This window comes from Shewanella sp. 10N.286.52.B9, assembly GCF_002873635.1.
Taxonomy (GTDB): domain Bacteria; phylum Pseudomonadota; class Gammaproteobacteria; order Enterobacterales; family Shewanellaceae; genus Shewanella.
In genome coordinates, this window is the sequence record NZ_MCTY01000069.1 from 19,387 (window position 1) to 40,012 (window position 20,626).

General features: G+C 42.7%; 18 protein-coding genes and 1 riboswitch. Of the genes, 14 read left to right on the plus strand and 4 right to left on the minus strand.

Annotated features, from left to right (window positions below; genetic code table 11):
* Positions 1–84: 84 nt before the first annotated feature.
* Together BCU91_RS05260 and BCU91_RS05265 are read right to left on the minus strand one after the other, a co-directional pair.
* Positions 85–264: a hypothetical protein gene (locus BCU91_RS05260; protein WP_102531040.1), complete on the minus strand. Its 180-nt coding sequence runs from the start codon at positions 262–264 to the stop codon at positions 85–87.
* Positions 265–267: 3 nt separating this feature from the next.
* Positions 268–597, minus strand: coding sequence for a hypothetical protein (locus tag BCU91_RS05265; RefSeq protein ID WP_102476295.1), 330 nt, complete (start codon positions 595–597; stop codon positions 268–270).
* Positions 598–1,477: 880 nt separating this feature from the next.
* Between BCU91_RS05265 and secA2 the strand changes: the two genes are divergently transcribed.
* Together secA2 and BCU91_RS05275 are read left to right on the plus strand one after the other, a co-directional pair.
* Positions 1,478–3,790 (plus strand): accessory Sec system translocase SecA2, encoded by a 2,313-nt coding sequence (gene secA2, locus BCU91_RS05270; RefSeq protein ID WP_157936267.1) that lies wholly within the window; start codon positions 1,478–1,480, stop codon positions 3,788–3,790.
* 259 nt (positions 3,791–4,049) lie between these two features.
* Complete coding sequence (locus BCU91_RS05275; protein ID WP_102476297.1) at positions 4,050–5,126, plus strand: DUF5694 domain-containing protein; 1,077 nt, start codon at positions 4,050–4,052, stop codon at positions 5,124–5,126.
* A 393-nt stretch (positions 5,127–5,519) separates the two neighbouring features.
* On the opposite strand, the gene metH is transcribed toward BCU91_RS05275, so the two are convergent.
* Positions 5,520–9,236 (minus strand): methionine synthase, encoded by a 3,717-nt coding sequence (gene metH / locus BCU91_RS05280; RefSeq protein ID WP_102531042.1) that lies wholly within the window; start codon positions 9,234–9,236, stop codon positions 5,520–5,522.
* Between the two features lie 297 nt (positions 9,237–9,533).
* On the opposite strand from metH, the gene BCU91_RS05285 reads away from it, so the two are divergent.
* The 12 genes from BCU91_RS05285 (at position 9,534) to ybaK (ending at position 19,705) form a co-directional block, all read left to right on the plus strand.
* Positions 9,534–10,235 (plus strand): histidine phosphatase family protein, encoded by a 702-nt coding sequence (locus BCU91_RS05285; RefSeq protein ID WP_102520145.1) that lies wholly within the window; start codon positions 9,534–9,536, stop codon positions 10,233–10,235.
* Between the two features lie 138 nt (positions 10,236–10,373).
* A riboswitch (cobalamin riboswitch) is annotated at positions 10,374–10,546 on the plus strand.
* Positions 10,547–10,663: 117 nt separating this feature from the next.
* Positions 10,664–11,497, plus strand: a complete 834-nt coding sequence (locus tag BCU91_RS05290; protein WP_102531043.1) for an ABC transporter ATP-binding protein — start codon at positions 10,664–10,666, stop codon at positions 11,495–11,497.
* A gap of 31 nt (positions 11,498–11,528) precedes the next feature.
* A complete protein-coding gene (locus BCU91_RS05295) occupies positions 11,529–12,626 on the plus strand; it encodes an iron ABC transporter permease (RefSeq protein WP_241904041.1) in 1,098 nt (365 codons plus the stop codon).
* Between the two features lie 24 nt (positions 12,627–12,650).
* Complete coding sequence (cobT, locus tag BCU91_RS05300; RefSeq protein ID WP_102531045.1) at positions 12,651–13,718, plus strand: nicotinate-nucleotide--dimethylbenzimidazole phosphoribosyltransferase; 1,068 nt, start codon at positions 12,651–12,653, stop codon at positions 13,716–13,718.
* A gap of 100 nt (positions 13,719–13,818) precedes the next feature.
* Complete coding sequence (locus BCU91_RS05305) at positions 13,819–14,667, plus strand: adenosylcobinamide-GDP ribazoletransferase (protein ID WP_102531046.1); 849 nt, start codon at positions 13,819–13,821, stop codon at positions 14,665–14,667.
* 53 nt (positions 14,668–14,720) lie between these two features.
* The gene (gene cobU / locus BCU91_RS05310) at positions 14,721–15,272 is read left to right on the plus strand and encodes a bifunctional adenosylcobinamide kinase/adenosylcobinamide-phosphate guanylyltransferase (protein ID WP_102438667.1); all 552 of its coding nucleotides are present in this window, start codon (positions 14,721–14,723) and stop codon (positions 15,270–15,272) included.
* Positions 15,273–15,484: 212 nt separating this feature from the next.
* Positions 15,485–17,005, plus strand: a complete 1,521-nt coding sequence (locus BCU91_RS05315) for a cobyric acid synthase (RefSeq protein WP_102531053.1) — start codon at positions 15,485–15,487, stop codon at positions 17,003–17,005.
* The gene (cobO, locus tag BCU91_RS05320; RefSeq protein ID WP_102476304.1) at positions 17,002–17,649 is read left to right on the plus strand and encodes a cob(I)yrinic acid a,c-diamide adenosyltransferase; all 648 of its coding nucleotides are present in this window, start codon (positions 17,002–17,004) and stop codon (positions 17,647–17,649) included. The genes BCU91_RS05315 and cobO overlap by 4 nt, the downstream gene beginning before the upstream one ends.
* 90 nt (positions 17,650–17,739) lie before the next feature.
* Positions 17,740–17,979 (plus strand): hypothetical protein, encoded by a 240-nt coding sequence (locus BCU91_RS05325; protein ID WP_198590437.1) that lies wholly within the window; start codon positions 17,740–17,742, stop codon positions 17,977–17,979.
* A gap of 60 nt (positions 17,980–18,039) precedes the next feature.
* A complete protein-coding gene (locus BCU91_RS05330) occupies positions 18,040–18,765 on the plus strand; it encodes a Type 1 glutamine amidotransferase-like domain-containing protein (protein WP_102531048.1) in 726 nt (241 codons plus the stop codon).
* A 1-nt stretch (position 18,766) separates the two neighbouring features.
* Positions 18,767–19,186, plus strand: coding sequence for a VOC family protein (locus tag BCU91_RS05335; RefSeq protein WP_102531049.1), 420 nt, complete (start codon positions 18,767–18,769; stop codon positions 19,184–19,186).
* 48 nt (positions 19,187–19,234) lie between these two features.
* Positions 19,235–19,705: a Cys-tRNA(Pro) deacylase gene (ybaK, locus tag BCU91_RS05340; RefSeq protein ID WP_102531050.1), complete on the plus strand. Its 471-nt coding sequence runs from the start codon at positions 19,235–19,237 to the stop codon at positions 19,703–19,705.
* A 251-nt stretch (positions 19,706–19,956) separates the two neighbouring features.
* Here ybaK and BCU91_RS20250 read toward each other — a convergent pair.
* Positions 19,957–20,626, minus strand: a 670-nt coding sequence (locus BCU91_RS20250; protein WP_157936268.1) for a hypothetical protein, incomplete at its 5' end; no start/stop codon positions are given.

Genomic DNA, 20,626 nt, shown 5'->3' on the forward strand with positions numbered 1-20,626 from the left:
TTGAATTTGAATAGCCATATAAGTCATCGCAATCCAAGTATAAAGTCGTTACGTTACTTTTTAACAATGAGTGGCATGTTAAGTTCATGCTGCTTTTCCCGCCATCTCCAGTGAAACAAACTCTTTGGAAATAGCATTGACGCTTTTAAATTGGTACCACTGCAACCCGCATATCAACAACGAACACACAATAAAGCTGATAACGGGAAGCAGAAGCATTGTGGTTAATGGGTCTGCTAAATTAAGTAACATCATTAAATCCATTCATTAGTCCTCATTACTTACTAATGCTGTATCTGGCTCTGTTACTGATTCAGTCAACTCAAGAGAGGTACTTAGCTCAAATAGTTGCTCTGCAATTTTACTATGCAGATTCAAAGTAATTTCTTGTTTCGCAGTTTGTAGCATTTCTGTGGTTGCTTCAGTAAAGCGTGTTTCTAATGCACTCACGACATCAGCACTACTCAATTCATTTGCTTGAGCGCCAATACTTGCTGTTGCAATAATGGCAATTAACGCTAATTTTTTAAATGTACGGTTAGTTTTTGTAGATGCTGAACGAGCTACTAAATTTGTATTTGAGGTTGAGTTAAACATGGTGTCTTCCTTTTCAATTATGGGGTATACCTAGGTTATTACAAGCTGCGTGCCAAGTTTTGAGGTAATCACTTAAGTAACTGATTTAAAGTTATTTTAAGTGGTTTCAATCAAAAGGAAATCAAAAACAAATCAAAACATATTCAATTTACATCTGTGTAATAAATAAACAGTTAGTCATTTTAACCACCTAAATAGTGAGTTTAGCTAACTCTTAATTAGCAAACCGCAAATACAAAAATAGCTTAAGAAGTGGTGATATTATTAGGGTGGAAAGTGACATCTGAAATATGTTGGTTCAGAGTAAACTAAATCCAAACACCGCCGCAGTCTCCAATACTTTTTAATAATGGGTGGCATGTTTAGTTTTGCTGCTAATTCTAAGCCCAGCCCTAATCCTAACCCTGAACATTAGAAATTTAGCCTGAGTCGTTATGGTCAGGCTCTGATCCATTTATTCTCAAATTTTTACGGTATTAATGGCGGAGAAAGCCGTAGCGCTTTGCCCATACTAAACGAAAGGAAACCAAAAGCATTTCCCTTTTCGCTTCTTGCATCAAACGTCTTGCAGTCCCCATTGATACAGCATTCACCTCATGGGGTTAGACCTAATTTAAACTGATGAGTTTTAGATTAAGTTACTCTTGCCACTGACTCTACACACTGACTCTACCCACTTACTTTTAACCTATTTCCTTTAAAGTTTTCTTTATTAATTGGAAATAAAATCATTGCTTTAGGAGTTATTTTAGGTGCGGTAGTTAGCATTGGTTAGATTGAGAAACAAGGATTTAAAGGCTTTTGACTTGAATTAAGCCTTTCCACAACCAATATATATTTTAAGCATAAACAAACAGGTGGAAGTATGTTTAAAAGGGTTATGGAAAAACTGCAAAGGTCATCGATTGAATCCGACCTTAAACCGTTTAAGAAAACGTTGACACAAATAAACTCCTTTAGCGAGACATTGAAATCGCTTTGTGATGATGAACTCAAAGCACAGCTACAATCACTGTGTGCTTCTATTTCCCCGCCAATGAATATATCCACTCAAGTTAAAATTTTTGCTTCTGTGTCAGAAATATCAAACAGACTATTAGGCATGAGGCCCTTCGATAGCCAAATGTTGGCCGGGTTAGCATTACATGACGGTTATATTGTCGATATGAAAACCGGGGAAGGTAAAACATTGGCCGCAGCTGCCCCCGTTATTGTTAACGCATTAGCTGGCCGCAAAGTTCACGTACTCACCTTTAATGACTATCTGGCTAAACGAGACAGTCACTTTTTACAGCCCCTCTATCAATTTTTTGGTTTGAGCGTGGGAATGATCCAAGCTGACATGTCGTGTAAACAACGCAAAAAAGCTCATGCCTGCGACATTGTTTATGCCACAGCCCGAGAAGTTGGCTTTGATTATTTACGTGATCAATTGGTGCATTATAAACAGCAAAAAGTATTGTCGGGATTAGATGTTGCCATTGTTGATGAAGCCGATTCGATTCTAATTGACGAAGCCCGTATTCCTCTGGTTATTTCAGGTGATATCCACCAAAACAATGATCAACTGACGCACATTGCGACGGTAATTAAACAATTAGACAAAACAAACGATTATGCGGTCGATGAATTTAGCACCTCTGTTCACTTGACGGACAGCGGCAGTCGTAAAATAGAGCAACAATTTGGCTGTGAAAACCTATTTGATATCGATAATTTGCCCTTGCTGACCAGCGTCAATCTAGCACTGCACGTCGAGGTTTTGCTGGTCAAAGACATAGATTACATAGTTAAAGACAACAGCATCAAACTGGTTGATGAATTCACAGGTAGAATTGCCGAAAAGCACCGCTGGCCAGATGGTATGCAATCGGCATTGGAATCCAAAGAAGGTCTGCCAGTCAAAAAGGAAGGTCAAACCCTAGGTTCAATCACCTTGCAACATTTGATGTGTTTGTTTAAGAAAGTGAGCGGCATGACCGGCACCGCGGTGTTGGCAGCGCAAGAGTTTGAGCTGTTATACCAATTAAAAACCTGTGTTATTCCACCGCGTAAACCCTGCATTAGAATAGACAAGCCAGATCGGGTGTTCAGTACAAAAGCCGAAAAAACCATTGCCATTTGCAATGAAATATCCTTGATTCAACGTACAGGGCAACCTGTTTTGGTGGGCACGCCCAATGTCCGCGAGTCTGAAAACTTATATGCTTTGTTAGTTGAAAAAGGGATTGAGTGTTGTCTGCTCAATGCTAAAAATGATGAGCAGGAAGCCCAAATAATTGCTCAGGCAGGTGCTTGGGGGGCCGTCACCATCTGTACCAACTTGGCCGGACGCGGTACAGATATTTTACTGGGGGCAAAAGACACTGCAAGCAATATACAAGTAAAAAAGGCAGGTGGCCTGCATATTATCGGCACTAGCCGATTTGAGTCGAGACGGATAGATGATCAATTACGTGGACGGGCGGCAAGGCAAGGCGAGCCTGGGTCTTCGCAATATTTTGTCAGCCTTGAAGACAAATTGTTTAATCACTTGGGGCAGGATGGCTTGTTGTCTGGCAAAAGTGACACTGGGGAGTTGCTATCCAATGCCCGTATCAGCAAAAAAATTGCGCACGGCCAGCGAGTGCTAGAAGGCGCGAATCTTGATAGACGCAAAGCGTTATACAAATACAGTGATTTGGTTGAACAGCAAAGGCAAATGATCCACCAACTACGGAATGACATTTTACAGGGGGAAGGGGCTGAAGAGTTTAAAAGCAAAGTCACATCGCGTTGGCAAAATCTCAGTACAGTCGTGAGTGATGAAAAGCTCAATGAAGCCCTGAATATTGTAGTTATGCACGCCATCGACAAACTATGGGTCCAGCATTTGTCTGAGATTGACTATATCAAAGAAGGCATTAATTTAGTGGGGACTGCGGGCACCAGTTTTATGTTAAGTGGTAACGAGCCTTACCATGTGTTTATCCAGCAGGTGCAGCAAGTTTTTGAACAATTATTGGCAGAATTAAAAACGGTGGTGGTTGATTTGTTCAATAACCTTGCCATAGACGAAAACGGGATTAATCCCAACAGTGAATTATTTGCAATGACAAAATCGACCTCATCATATGTGGTCGCTGATAATCCATTTGACGCTGTAGACAGACAGTTTATAGCCAGTATATGGAAGAAGTTGAAGTTAGAATAAAATTTATTGGAGGTAGAGAAACTAACTTCGATTGTAGGAACATGTTGGGGAAAATGAATATTTTGCGTCAGAGTATACAAACTCAAACACCGCCGCAGTCTCCAATACTTTTTAATAATGGGTGGCATGTTAAGTATTGTTGTAGATAATAATAAAAGTATATCCCAATGAAAGGTAAGTTATTAAAAATTGTAATGTTTTTCTATTATGGTATGTTTTTTTTCATTATTAGAGTGAGTCGAAGGTTAAGGATATCAGAATGATAAGAGTCATTTTTGCAGCTCTGGTTTTATTACCTAGCTTGGTAAATGCACAGCAAGGTATACAAAGTCTAAATGCACGTGTTAAACAGAAGACTGAGGTAATGGTCTTAGGAACGATGCATTTAAAAAGTATTAAAGAAGAGATCGACCTGTCTGAAATTAGAGGTTATTTAGGTAAATTTAAACCAACAGCTATTGCAGTCGAATCACTTCGAGGTGAAGATATTTTTACAATGCTTAATGGCTCTGTTGAATATCATGAAACTTTAACAAGCTTTGTGGGTGATGAACTACTTAGTATCGCAAAAAAAGAACAATCATCATTAGGACTTTCTGCCACTGAAGCAATACAGAAAATGAAACAGTTTGAAATAGTAAATAATTTGTCCGATGAAAAGCGAATCGAACTTATAAGACTATCTATTGCAGGCTACTACCCTGATACAGCAACACTACACTGGTTAAAATTAACAGAAAATGACACTTCTCAATTGTCCTCAGATTTAAAAGCCTATCTTAATGCGCGTGCTACAAAAAATAATGAAACACTCAATATCGCAATTAACTTAGCTTTAAGTGAGGGCATAAATACGATCTACCCTATTGATGACCATCTTGATAAAGATATGTATCAAGACATGGTTAAAAGGTTAATGCCATCTTATAGTAAATCCCAAGCAGGAAATGAACTTCAAAAAAGTACGTTTATAACTAAATCTCAAGCTTTGCAAAAACACGCAATACAAACAGGGGATTGGCTGCCTTTATACCTTTGGTTGAATAGCCCTGAACAAAGCTCTCAAGTTATTGGGCAAGAGTGGAGTATGTTTGTTGATAAAGATTTAGATGTTGAACCTGCGTTAGCTAGAGTTGCTTTATGGGAAGTTAGAAACCTAAATATGGTGTCTCACATCATGAGAGTGGTTGCGAGTGAGATTGGCGGACGAATTGTCATTATTGTAGGTGCATCTCATCGGGTATTTTTCGAAGAATACCTTTCAAAAATGATAGGTGTTGAAGTAATACCGTTTTCTGACTACGTAACTGAATATGTTGGGTCAGAATCAAAGTAAATACTCAATCGCCACAAATAAACCCAAATCGAAGAGATTGAATATCAGGTGTAAGCGCGGCTGTGACCGTCCATGATATGGCGAAGTTTCACAGTGTGAAACGTTCTGAGCGAGCGGCATGGATGCCGAACTGGCCGTTTAACAAGGATGTTATTCGTCATGGCCGAGCTTTCAGGGACCTTTTGACTTATATAAAGAGTGCAGCGTGTCACAGCTGTGCTTGCACGAAAGCCTGCGGCAGGCAATTGATAACCATGAAGGTGCGATTTTAGAGTAATAGCCGATACCTCAAAGGCTAAACGTTAGGCATAAAAAATGTGGCACATAGGCCACATTTTTAATCCAAACGTAGTTTGGAAATAGAGTAACCCTATGATTACTCCACATCACTCTCTATTCAGGGTCATAGTCCAACACTGGTGACAACCACTTCTCTGCTTCTGCCAAGCTCATTCCCTTACGCTTGGCATAATCCTCAACTTGATCTTTACCAATATTGGTCACGCCAAAGTAACGTGATTTCGGGTGAGCAAAGTACCAACCTGATACCGCAGCGGTTGGAAACATGGCATAACTTTCAGTGATATTAAGGTTAATCGTTTCATCGGGTTTTAGTAAATCCCATAACAAGCCTTTTTCAGTATGATCAGGACAGGCTGGGTAACCAGGTGCTGGGCGAATACCTTTGTATTTTTCACGAATAAGGGCTTCGTTATCCAATACTTCATCTGCAGCGTAACCCCAAAACTCTTTTCGTACCCGTTCATGCATACGCTCTGCAAAGGCTTCAGCTAAACGGTCGGCTAGGCACTTAAGCATAATGGCGTTGTAGTCATCATGGTTGGCTTCAAAACGTGCCACATGTTCATCAATGCCGTGGCCTGCGGTAACAGCAAAGCCGCCCATGTAGTCGGCGACGCCTGAGTCTTTTGGCGCGACAAAATCAGATAAACAGAAGTTGTCATTGCCCACACGTTCAAGCTGCATCCGCAAGTGATGGGTGGTCATTTCAACCGTGGTGCGTGTTTCATCTGTGTATAGCTCAATGTCGTCATGGTTAACGGTATTGGCAGGGAATAAGCCAATGACCGCTTTGGCAGTAAGCCATTTTTCACTGATGATGGTTGCAAGCATGGCTTTACCATCGGCATAGAGCTTACGGGCTTCTTCACCGACAATTTTGTCATCTAAAATTTCAGGGAAGTGGCCATGCAGCTCCCAGCTTCTGAAAAACGGCGTCCAATCGATGCGATCCACTAGATCTTCTAGTGGGTAATCATCAAATACTTGGCGGCCCAATTTGTTCGGTTTAAATGGGGTGTAGTTATCCCAATCGTGTTTACAGCGGTTTTCACGGGCAGCGTCAATTGACACTATGGTTTTGCGTTTGGTTTGTGATAACCGCTTTTCACGCATGATGTCGTATTCAGCATAGGTTGCATCAATGGTGGGCTGGCGAGTGTCGTTATTTACCAGTTTTGACACCATAGGCACTGCGCGCGAGGCATCGGCAATGTAAATTGCACCATGTGGATAATGTGGGGCAATTTTTACTGCGGTATGAATTTTCGAGCAGGTTGCACCACCAATAATCGCCGGAATGGTTAACCCTTCTCGGTGGAAGGTTTTGACGTTATGTACCATTTCATCAAGGCTTGGGGTAATAAGCCCTGACATACCAATAATATCAATATTGTGCTCTTTTACGGCTTCGAGGATTTTTTCAACTGACACCATGACGCCTAGGTCGAACACTTCAAAGCCGTTACAGGCTAGCACCACGCCGACAATGTTTTTACCGATATCGTGCACGTCACCTTTTACGGTAACCATTAAAATTTTACCGTTTGATTGACCTTCAACTTTTTCCGCTTCAATGTATGGGTTTAAATAAGCCACGGCTTTTTTCATTACCCTAGCCGATTTAACGACTTGCGGCAGAAACATTTTGCCTGAGCCAAATAAGTCACCGACCACATTCATCCCATCCATTAATGGCCCTTCAATCACATCAAGTGGGCGGGTGGCAGCGGCGCGCGCTTCTTCGGTGTCTTGGTCGATAAACTCAGTAATGCCTTTCACTAAGGCGTGGGATAAGCGCTCATTAACGGGCAGACTACGCCAAGCTAAGTCTTCCTTTTTAGCCACTTGTTTGCCGTCACCACGAAAACGCTCAGCAACATCTAGTAGTTGCTCAGTATTGCTTGAGTCGGCAACGGGGCAAGGTAAATTCAGTACCACATTTTCGACTTTTTCTTTTAAGTCTTTGTCGATGTCATCAAATATGGCTAACTGACCTGCGTTAACGATACCCATGTCCATGCCCGCTTGAATCGCGTGGTATAAAAACACCGCATGAATGGCTTCGCGGACTGGGTTGTTACCACGAAACGAGAACGAGACGTTTGACACACCGCCAGAAATCATTGCATGGGGTAGAGTGGCTTTAATGTCTTTAATGGACTCAATAAAATCGACGGCGTAGTTATCGTGCTCGTCAATGCCGGTGGCAATGGCAAATATATTCGGGTCGAAAATGATGTCTTCTGGGGCAAAGCCAACCACATCAACCAGTATGCGATAGGCGCGGGTACAGATTTCGGTTTTACGGGCGCGGGTATCGGCTTGGCCATCTTCATCAAATGCCATCACAATGGCGGCTGCGCCATAGCGTTTCACTAAGGTGGCTTGCTGAATAAAGGCTTGTTCACCTTCTTTCATCGAAATGGAGTTAACAATCGACTTACCCTGCACGCACTTAAGGCCTGCTTCAATGACGTCCCATTTTGATGAGTCAATCATAATAGGCACGCGGGAAATATCAGGCTCTGAGGCGATTAAGTTCAAGAACTTTTTCATAGACTCTGCGCCATCAAGCATACCTTCATCCATGTTGACATCGATGATTTGTGCGCCGTTTTCAACTTGCTCGCGCACGACATCTAGGGCTTCTTCAAACTTTTCTTCTTTGATTAACCGCAGGAACTTGGCTGAACCTGTGACGTTGGCGCGCTCGCCGACGTTAACAAATAATGAGTTGCCATCAATGGTTAATGGCTCAAGCCCTGATAAGCGACAGGCAACGGGAATATCAGGTATGACACGTGGCTCATGGCTGATAACGGCATCGCGAATAACGCTAATGTGCGCGGGTGTACTACCACAACAGCCACCCACAATATTGAGCATGCCTTCCCGTGCCCAATCACTGATCACTTCGGCCATTTCTTCTGGGGTTTCATCGTAACCACCAAACTCATTAGGTAAGCCAGCGTTAGGGTGGGCAGAAACATAACATTCTGCAATCCGTGATAACTCTTCAACGTAGGGACGCAACTCTTTTGGGCCAAGGGCGCAGTTAAGGCCAATGGATAATGGTTTGATATGGCGCAGTGAGTTGTAAAAGCCTTCGGTGGTTTGCCCTGTTAGGGTACGACCTGAAGCATCAGTAATGGTGCCTGAAATCATTACAGGTAGCCGATCACCAATTTGATCAAACACTAATTCGATGGCAAATAATGCGGCTTTGGCGTTGAGGGTATCAAAGATGGTTTCGACCATGATGATATCTGCGCCGCCATCAATTAATGCACGGGTTGATTCAACATAGGCTTCGACTAATTGATCAAAAGTGATATTACGAAAACTGGGGTCGTTTACATCTGGGCTGATAGAGCAAGTGCGGTTGGTTGGCCCAAGCACCCCTGCAACATAGCGTTTAATACCCGTTTGCGCAGTAACGTCATCAGCGGCTTCACGGGCAACTTTGGCGCCTTCAAGGTTAATTTCTGCTGACAACGACTGCATGTCGTAATCGGCCATAGCAATCGTGGTGGCATTAAAGGTATTGGTTTCAATAATGTCAGCACCCGCTAACAGGTATTTAGTGTGGATATCTTTAATGATTTGGCGTTGGCTTAGCACCAACATGTCGTTGTTGCCTTTTACGTCACAGTGCCAGTCTTTAAAACGCTCACCACGATAGTCGGCTTCTTCCAGTTTGTAGTCTTGAATCATTGTGCCCATGGCACCATCGAGGATAACTATGCGCTGTTTTAGCGTATTTGTAAGTTGTTCAAGTACCTGACTGTAGGAAGTCGACTTCGCCATAACGTATTACCTTAATTGCTTTTATGCTAATCACTTAATCGAGCGTTAAATAACACGCTAACTTAAGTAGTTAGTGGATTGTGTTAACGGTTTTAGATGAAATAAGCATACCTTTATTTATGCTTTTATAGGGCAGAATAATGCGAAATCCCCTGTAATAAAATTCATCTTAAAATATTTTGTTTGGACATTTAAACGTATAGACGTCCATAATACGTTTAAATAGATTGTAAGAGCAAGCCCATTGCTCACACTAAAAACATAAGCCAATTGAAACGGCCGATGGAGTCTCCTTAGATGAAGCAAGCTAAGATAATATTGTTACGCCATGGCCAATGTGAAGGCGACAGTATTTTGCGGGGTAAAACCGATGTGGCGCTAACTGATTTGGGGCTAACGAACATGCACCAGAGTGCGGCTAAGCTAGGGCTATTAGGTTGTTTGCCATCACTGCAGCTATACAGTTCGCCTTTGGTGCGCTGCCATGCGTTTGCCGCTGAATTAGCGCAGCAGTTAAACCAAGTGAGTGCTGATTTAGCTTTACAGGTTGAGATAATGTCTCAATTACAGGAAATTGATTTTGGCTTGTGGGACGGAAAAAGCTTTGCAGAGCTTTATCAGCATAGCGCTAAAGCGTTAGATGCCTATTGGGATAACCCTTGGGAGCATGGCGCGCCCCAAGCTGAGCCCATGGCTGAATTTGAACAAAGGGTGGCGCAGGCTTTTGCGCAAATAACCTTGCAAGCTTACAACTTGGCTGAAGCTCATACTGCTGAGGCTAATAGTGCTAAGGCAACAGCATCAGCCACTGCTCTGGTTGTGACTCACGGTGGAGTTATCCGTCATATTATCGCTTTGGTGTTAGGACTTGAGCGCTGTAAAGGGCTATATGGACAACTGAATATAGATTATGCCGCGACGGTAACCATTGATGTGTTTTGGCCTGAAGCTGATGATAAATCGACTAAACCCGTCTATCGTTTAAACTGGAATAATTAGTTTTAGCCTAAAATTAGCAGAAAAAACTAACTTCACTTAGGCAGATATACCGTACAATATAAGCCGCATTTATTAAGTGCAATAAAATTTCAAATTAAGTCAATTTAGCTGCAGTTGAGTGCTTGTGTGAAATGCTTTAAGCAACACCAGTATCAAGCGGTTCGCTAAATGAGTAGGGAATCGAGAACTAGCCTAAATGCTGTTTAGCTCGAACTGTACCCGCAACTGTAAAATAGCATCTCATCACTTGTAAGATAAGTGATTAATGAATGCCATTAAGTCAGATACCTAGCTTAGTTTTTCTTGCTGAATTAGCAGCACCTAACAACAACTTGAGCGGGTAACTCAGGCGGAGTTTGTATCGTGATCAGTATTAAAACCCCAGATGTGGCTAAACATGCCTCTTGGATAACCGCAGGGGTAGTATCTTGACTACTGCGGCATTAACAGTTGATCAGCTAAGCTGGTCAGTTGCAGACAATGAGATCCTTTCTCAAGTCAGTTTTTCCTTGCAACGTGGTGAAATGCTAGGGCTTATTGGCCCTAATGGTGCGGGTAAATCCAGCTTACTGCGCTGCTTGTATCGCTATATCACCCCTGATGCTGGCAAAATCAGCTTATTTGGCGACAATATTAATGGTTTTTCTCATAAACAATTGGCCACTAAGGTTGCCGTTGTGCAGCAAGAGTCACCCCATTATTTTGATATGACCACCCATCAACTGGTTTCTATGGGCTTAACGCCCCATAAAGGCCTTTTTGAAACCAATACCCAAGCAGATGCAGATGATATTGCCAAGGCACTGGCTAAAGTGGGTCTTGAGCACAAAGCCTTGCAGCAATATGAGCAGTTATCTGGCGGTGAAAAACAGCGGGCATTAATTGCACGGGCTATCGTGCAAAAGCCGCAGTTATTGATCCTTGATGAGCCGACTAATCATTTAGATATTCGCTATCAAATCCAAATTCTTGAGTTGGTTAGGCAACTTGGCATTAGCGTGATTGCCTCTATTCACGATCTTAATTTAGCCAGCGCAATGTGCGATAGATTGCTGTTACTTGATCAAGGAAAGTGCATCGCTCAAGGTTTACCTGATGAAGTATTAACAGAAACCATTTTGGGGAACGTGTTTGATGTTTGCTGCCAAATATCAAGTCACCCACAGCACGGTAAACCGTTAATTACCTACTTTTATGGTTATCAAAGTCATTATGACAATGCTAATCAAAACACGGGCAGGGCGATAAATGACAGCCATTGATGCCACACAATCAGTGAAGCTAGCAAAGCAGATGAGTTTAAGTTTTAAGCATAAGCTACTGCTGTTTGTTACTGCCATAGTGACCTTAGTTACTCCAATCGCCGCGGCAAGTTTCGGCGCAGCCAATATCAGTTTTGAACAAGTCGTTAGCTTGTTTGCTAATCTGGCATTAGGTACAGGTGAAACAGATTCACTAACGCAGCGGATTGTGTTTGAGCTGCGTTTTCCAAGAATTATTTTAGCCTTTGTGGCAGGCGCAGGTTTGGCGCTTGCGGGCAGTGTATTGCAAACGGTGACACGTAACCCGTTGGCGGATCCCTATTTATTTGGTATTAGCTCTGGGGCGTCATTTGGGGCGGTATTAGTGCTGAGCTTTTTTGGCAGCCAAGGCTTAGTGCTGCAATGGTTAGCAGAGTCTTCTGGTCATCTTGCCAATGCCATTTTACGTTCAGGCTTATTCAGTAATGATGCCTGGTGGTCTTGGTCATCCATTAGTTTACCAATTGGCGCTTTTATTGGTTCGAGTTTATCTGTGCTGTTGGTATTAGGTTTATCTGGTTTTGGTCGTGCTAGCCAAGTTGAGCGGATGCTATTGTCTGGGGTGGCCACCTCTTTCATGTTCGGCGCGCTAACCAGTTTGGTACTGTATTTTTCAAGCCCTCAAGCGGCGGCTTCAGTATTATTTTGGAGTTTGGGCAGCTTTGCTAAAGCTAGCTGGGCAGGCCTGGTTATCCCATCTGTGGTGGTAGTTTGCAGCATATTAATTATTTTAGCTTTTAAGCGTCAGGTATTAGCCATTCAAGCGGGGGATGAAACGGCGCACTCCTTAGGGGTTAACGTCGCCAAAATTCGCTTAGCAATGCTTATTTTGTGTTCATTAATTACCGCCACGCTGGTGGCAAGTTGCGGCGGCATTGGCTTTGTTGGCTTGATGATCCCTCATACCGTGCGGCTGCTCTATCCTGGGCAACAACCTATTATGATGACGGCATTAGTCGGCGGCATATTTATGGTATGGATTGATGTATTAGCCCGTTGTTTATTAGGCAACCAAGAGTTGCCGGTAGGTATTATCACTGCCGCAATTGGTAGTGTATTTTTTCTTTTTGTATTACGTCATCGTCGATGAGATTGCAGTTTTGGAGAGTTTTAGATGTTTGCGGTAGATCCAGTTAGTCATAAATTTGATGATCAAATACAGCATAAAATTAATCAGAAAACTAAGCCGCTAGGGGCGCTAGGGTTACTCGAAACGCTAGCAATGCAGATTGCACAAGTGCAACTGTCGCCACAAGCTAATATGAAACCAAAGTACAATATTAGGCATAAGTTGAGTATTAATAAGCCTGCTATGTTGGTGTTTGCTGGCGATCATGGTATTGCTGCTCATGGGGTATCGATTGCCCCCAGTGAAGTTACTCAACAAATGGTGGCTAACTTTGCCAATGGCGGCGCTGCGATTAATGTCTTTTGCCGTCAAATGGGTTTAAACCTTGAAGTGATTGATTGCGGCATGTTGCAGCCAGTTGATGACCCTCGTATTACTCAGCATCGTTTAGGCAATGGCACTCAAGCAATTCATCAAAAAGCGGCCATGAGTTTATTAGTGGTTAAAGATGGCTTTAGCTATGCAAGTGAAGTGGTTAATCGTCACTATGATTCAGGTTGTAACCTGATTGCGCTTGGTGAAATGGGCATTGGCAATACCTCGTCAGCTGCGGCGATTATGGCCGCATTATTAGGCTTAGATATTAAAGAGTGTGTCGGCCGAGGTACGGGGATTGATGATAGAGCCTTTGCTCTTAAAACCGAGTTATTGGGGGTAGCGCTTAACCTGCATAGAAGTAAATTTACCGATCCGGTTAATGTACTTGCCTGTGTTGGCGGCTTTGAAATTGTGCAAATGACAGGCGCTATTTTAGCGGCCGCTGAGAAAAAGATGCTGGTGGTTATTGATGGCTTTATTGCAACCGCAGCGGCATTAGCCGCAGTTAAATTACACCCTGATGTAAAAGATTACTTAATTTTTGCTCACCAATCAGATGAGCAAGGCCATATTAAAATGCTCGCCGCAATGGATGCTAAACCACTATTGCAATTAGGGTTTAGACTAGGTGAAGGTACAGGCGCTGCGCTATCACTGCCAATCATTGAAGCGGCGGTGAACTTCTACAATGATATGGCTAGTTTTGAAAATGCCGGCGTAAAGTCAGTGGTGTAATTGCGCTGCGAATCGAGAAGTAAATCGAGAAGTAAATAACGCAGTAAATATTAACGCTGTGATAGCCAATTAGCTGTGATAGGCAATTAAAGGAAACGTCATGGAGCAACAGTCGTCATCTGAGGGGGCAAAAAATCAGTCTGATGAAACTGATCATCAAGCGCCTAAAAGTGGAAGTACACTAAAAAAACAACTGAATTTATTGCTTATTGCGTTAAGTTTCTTCACTCGAATCCCTGTGCCAGCTTGGGTTGAGTTTGACAGTGAAAAGCTTAATCAAGCTAGCCGTTATTTTGGCGTAATAGGGTTATTTGTTGGCAGCATAAGCGCAGCGGTGTTTTGGGTGAGTCAGTTTGTGTTGCCTAATGGGGTTGCGGTGATCTTGGCGATGATAACCGGCGTATTAGTCACAGGAGGCTTTCATGAAGATGGCCTTGCTGATACCGCTGATGGTTTTGGTGGTGGCTGGAAAGTTGCTGACAAGCTGCGCATCATGAAAGATTCAAGAATAGGCACTTATGGCACCTTAGCCTTAGTGCTTTGCCTATTATTAAAGTGGCAATTGTTAGTCGAAATTGCCCTTTATAGCCCGATTAATGCGGTCGTCGCCATTGTTGTTGCCCATGGTTTAAGCCGCGTGTTAGCAGGGAGCATTATCTTTTCAGGCCAATATGTTACTGAAGATGATGGCAGCAAATCAAAACCTCTGGCGCAGCATCAGCACATCAATGATTTATTGATTTTATGCTTAAGTGGCTTTGTGGTACTAGCCTGTTTAAACGGCGTAGTCGCCTTTGGCTTGTTATTGCTATTAGTGTTATTACGACAAGCCTTTATATGGGGCGGTAATCGTCAAATTGGCGGCTATACCGGTGACACGTTAGGCGCTGCACAACAGATTGCTGAACTACTGTGTTATGGCGCAATTTTAGTCATAGGGCTAAATTAAATTTTTGAAGTAAAAATTTTAGCTTAGATGAATGTTAATAAAGGAAAAACTGCATGATCCATCTGGTGCTTGGTGGTGCCCGTTCAGGTAAAAGCCGTTATGGTGAATCCCTTGCTGAGCCTTTCGCTTTGCAAGGGCATCGTTGCGTCTATATCGCCACCGCCACCGCACTTGATGATGAGATGAAGCAGCGAATTTTACGTCACCAACAAGACAGAGATAACTCAAATATTGATTGGCAGCTGGTTGAAACGCCGCTAGCCATTGCCCATACCTTAGTTAAATATGACTCCCCGAATACGGTATTGTTTGTCGATTGCCTCACGCTGTATTTAACTAATCATCTTGTGGCCAGTGAAGAGACCCACCGTGATGGTGTTGATGAATTATGGCAACAGCAAAAGCAGGCGTTATTGGCATGTTTACCCACTCTTGAAGCGCAGGTGATATTAATCAGCAATGAAGTGGGCTCAGGCATTGTGCCACTTGGAGAATTAAGCCGTCGTTTTGCTGATGAAGCCGGTTGGTTAAACCAAGCTATTGCTAAAATCGCTGACAAGGTCACCTTAGTGGTTGCAGGCTTACCCGTTGAGCTTAAACGCTAAACCTATGGCTAAGCTATATTCTTACAACAGCGATTGTATAAGCATGGTTAACACTGCCAATACCTCATTCACTTTCTCTAATGTCACGCCATAGCAGCTTAAATGACAGATAAAAATCAACCATGATGCAAATTAAAAACCAAACTAAAACTAGCACAAGCAATACGGGCAGTTCTGGCCATAGCTATCAAGCTGGAGCGGCTAAAACCTTAATGGTGCAAGGCACCACATCAGATGCGGGTAAAAGCACCCTAGTTGCGGGTCTTTGTCGGGTATTTGCTCGCCAAGGTACTAAGGTGGCGCCATTTAAACCACAAAATATGGCATTAAATAGCGCAGTTACCGCAGATGGCGGCGAAATTGGCCGCGCCCAAGCATTGCAAGCCGTGGCGTGTAAGCTTGCGCTGCATACGGATTTTAATCCAGTATTATTAAAGCCAAGTAGTGATACTGGCTCCCAAGTGATTATTCACGGTAAAGCCTTGACCACATTAGAGGCAAAAGCTTTTTTTGGCCCGGAAAGCCGTAACTATAAAACCCTCGCTATGGATGCGGTATTACAGTCTTTTGAGCGCTTGACCCAGCAATATCAGCTGGTGGTAGTTGAAGGGGCAGGTAGCCCTGCAGAAATCAATTTGCGCGAAGGGGATATCGCCAATATGGGCTTTGCTGAAGCGGTCGATTGCCCTGTCATTATTATTGCTGATATTGATAAAGGCGGCGTATTTGCCCACCTTGTGGGCACCTTGGCACTGCTCAGTGGATCTGAGCAACAAAGAGTTAAAGGCTTTGTGATTAATCGCTTTCGTGGCGATATTAGCCTATTACAATCTGGCATCGACTGGCTGGAAAACTACACCCAAAAACCGGTATTTGGGGTTTTGCCTTACTTACATGATTTACATTTAGATGCTGAAGATGCGCTGATTGACTCCCATGGGAAAGTCACAGGTTCGGAAAAGGACTTAGCCATTATCAATCATAAGCTCAAAGTGCTGGTGTTAGTTTTTCCAAGGATCAGTAATCATACCGACTTTGACCCTTTACGGTTGAATCCTTACATTGAGTTTCATTATCTTAGCCTGCAAACCCAATCCAGTAATCCAGATTTCCCCAAAGTGGATTTAATCATATTACCAGGCAGTAAAAATGTCAGAGCAGATTTAGAATTTATGCGTCAACAAGGCTGGGATCTTGAGGTTAATAAGCACTTACGTTATGGCGGTAAAGTCATAGGCATTTGTGGTGGTTATCAAATGTTAGGCCAATATATTCATGACCCCGATGCCATTGAAGATGTGGCAGGTAGCAGTAAAGGCTTAAGCTTACTGCCCATTGAAACCACACTGACGGCAGATAAAACCCTATGTAAAGTAAGTGGTCACTTAGCGCTTAATGAAGCTAAAGCAAGCATTGAAGGTTATGAAATTCACTGCGGGGTGACTCAAAAGCTAACTTCTGCAGATTTGCTAGCGCCTATCAGTCTCACATCACAGCAGAGTGATACGCAGTACGCAGAAGGCCTACTCAGTGATGATAACCAAATTTTGGCAACCTATGTTCATGGTTTATTTGATAGCCCAGATGCCTGTGAGCTTATATTGCAGTGGGCAGGGCTTGCTCAAGCCAAAAGCATTGATATAAACCAAATACGTGAACAACAATTAGAACGATTAGCAGATGTGCTTGAAGCGCATTTAGATATGGATAAATTAACAGGAAGTCTCTCATGAGTGATAATGAAAACCAAAACGAAAGCCAGAGCCAAACCAGTAATATCGATGCCACTAAAGCCGATCGCCATAAAGCGCGTCAGCAAAAAGTAAAACAAGGGGTTGATGCAAAAATTGCTGCCGCCCAAGATGAAAAAGGCATTTTGCTAGTGCTTACTGGTAACGGTAAAGGTAAATCGACTTCAGGTTTTGGCTCAGTAGCCCGCGCCGTCGGCCATGGACACAAAGCCGCAGTAGTGCAATTTATCAAAGGCACTTGGGCCTGTGGCGAGCGCAATCTGTTAGAAGGCGCAGGGGTTGAGTTTCATGTCATGGGCACAGGCTTTACTTGGGAAACCCAAGATAAAGAAAAAGACACTCAAGCGGCGATGGAAGCCTGGCTTGAAGCTGAAAAACTCTTACAAGATGAGTCAGTTAATTTAGTGCTATTAGATGAGTTAACTTATATGGTGAGCTATCACTACATAGAGGTTGAGCGGGTACTGAATGCGTTAAAAAATCGCCCAGCCATGCAACATGTTATCATTACCGGCCGTGCCTGCCATCGTGAAATCATTGAACTTGCCGATACAGTGTCCGAAGTTCAACCGATAAAACACGCTTTTAATGATGGCATTAAAGCGCAGCTAGGGTTTGATTATTAATCAAATTTATTTGTTGCTTTACCCTTGGTAACATTATGCAAGCCAAAGTGCTTAATACAACAGAATTTTAATAATTTAAAAAGAGAGATAATGATGAAAACAATGACCTGTAAACAGCTTGGTGGCGCTTGTGATGAAGTATTTCGCGCAGAGACATTCGAGCAAATGGTCGCGCAAAGTAAAATGCACGCTATGGCGATGTTTCAGCAGCAAGATGCCCCACACATGTTAGTGATGTCGCAAATGGCGCATTTGATGCAAGATCCTGCAGCGATGCAGCAGTTTATGGACGAGAAAAGACAGCAGTTTGATGCTTTAGCGGAAGATTAAACCGTCTAGCTAATTGATTGAAATTAAGAATGGAAAATAGTAAAAGGATTTACAAAAAGAATGAAATTAGCATTATTAAGTGATGCAACATCAATTGCATCCCAGCAAGCGATAGCAGCTATGGTGGCGACATTGTCGATTGCTGAAAAGCAAGCTGGCGTAGTTTATATAGCATCTGAGCCAGATTCTCAGCGAAGCTATTTTGCGCCAGTAGCTGCCATGTTTAAGGGCCTTGGCTTTGACAAGGTTAACTATATTGATCTTGAAGATGGTTATACCACCGAGTCGGAACGTATTTTACGCCAAGCAGGGCTAATATATTTATCCGGTGGCGATACTTATCGTTTCCTATACTGGTTAAAGCAGCGTGGGCTAGATAAGTTACTCTATCAACTGGCACTGGGTGATATAAGTCAAGATAGCCCGGAAATTGATCGCCTTAGAATTGATCGTCCTGTAAAACACTGTGCAGGAACTAGTACTGCGATTATTGGGATCAGTGCTGGGGCGATGATAATGACGCCATCAATTGATACAGCGCCTTTATGTGGTGATAGTAATCAAGTGGGATTAATTGATACCAGCGCTTTAGCCTTAGTGCCATTTTTATTTGTGCCGCACCTATCGGCCACAGAGATTAATGACGCACAAACGCAATCACTGTTTAAGTCGCTGCCATTAGCTAAACAGCAAGAATTGCTGTGTTGTTCAGATGATGATGCAATTGTGCTAGTCGATAAGCAATTGACTGAGTTTGGTGCACCAACGTGGATTAATCGGAGTTAATATGTCTGTTTCTAATGAGCCAACACTCAGTCAAACTGGCCCTAAACTGACTCGGGTTGACCATATTCATATTTATGTCAGGGATAGGGCAAAGGCATTCGCTTGGTATCAACAAGTGCTGGGTTTTAGGCTGGTCGAAGCGTTAGCCTTTTGGAGTCAAGGCGACGGCCCGCTAACTATCGAGCATGGTGATATTCATTTAGCGCTTTTTGAAAGTATTAAGCCTAAATTTACCACAGTCGCTTTTGGGGTGGATGCTAATAATTACCAGATGTGGAAACAAAAACTTGCTGAGAATAAGATAAAATATACTGAAAGCGATCATGAAATTACCTGGTCAATTTACTTTGCAGATCCCGATGGCAATCCTTTTGAAATTACCAGTTTTGAATATCAACAAATCACAGATACTAACAGCTAAAAGATTACAGCATTAGGTGGTCTTATTTACGGATTTATTACAGACACTATGACCCCAGCGATTAACACCCTCAAAAAACATAAAACTCCTCACACTATCTATGAATATGAGCATGATAGTAATGCCCAGTCCTATGGTGATGAAGCGGTAGAAAAACTTGGCGTGTCAGCGAGCCAAGTGTTTAAGACTTTAGTGGTTACAATAGACAGCAAGGAATTGGCCGTTGCGGTTGTGCCCATGACATCAATGTTGAGCCTTAAATTACTTGCTAAAGCTCTTGGTGGTAAAAAAGCGGTCATGGCGGATAAAGGGCTAGCGGAAAAAACCACCGGTTATGTATTTGGTGGAGTGAGCCCATTAGGACAAAAACGGCGTTTAAAAACCGTGATAAATAGCTCTGCCAAGGAGCTTAATACCATGTACGTGAGCGCGGGTCGCAGGGGCTTAGAAATCTCATTGGCGCCAGCAGATTTGCAAATGCTAACTCAAGCAACCTTTGCCAACATATGCAGTGAGTAATATCCAAGCGACATTTACAAGGTGATTGCAGCAGTGAGCGGACATTTTGTATTCGATTACAGTGGTAATCATTGCAAATGTTCAACTCGGAAAGTTGAGTCGCTGAATACTGCATTGAGTCACCTCTGTTAAGACTATTCCAACGAACTCGATTCAATAAAAAACGGCCTATTTAATAAATAGGCCGTTTTGATATTCAATTCGGTGCAACTATCAGCAGTTAAGTATCATTACCTCAGTAGCTGTAAATGTTAAGAAGCAATGTAATGTGTACGTCTTCTACGACGTCTCATTCTGGCTTCTTTTTCATCTTCAGTTTCTACAACTTCTTCTTTTTTATCAGTAGCTTTCTTATCATTGCTGTTAGCATTCGTTGATTTCACCAGTTGATCTGCATCATCCGGCGTTTCTGACTTTTTTGGCGGTGTCTTAGGATCCCCCTTGAAGACAGATTTGAAGATATTACTCACGCCAGATAGACCAGCCGCTTTTTCTTCAGCTTCAGATTGAGTATCTTCAGCGATGTCTTCAGAGAATTCTATTTTATCAATTTTTGCTTTAGCTTTTTTAGGTGCTACGGCAACAGGATCTAACGATTTCTTCGCTGTCAGTTCTGAGTTGTTGACGTCTTCTACTGCTGACATCATGCTTTCAGCAAGTGCTTTTTGAATTTGATCACTGATTGCAGAGACATTATCAACAGATAAAGCTGCCGAACTTACTGCAGCATCTTTAGCTACAGGAGCTGCGGTAACGGCTTTAGTATCGGTGCCGCTTTCAGCAAGCCGTTTGTTGACTCGTTGATTAAATTCAGTAACAGCTTCATTAACTTCAGTTTTAGCAATTGATAACGCACTAACTAATTCGTCAAATGAGTTTTGTAGCGAATTATATTTGTTTTCAAAAGGACTAATATTATTT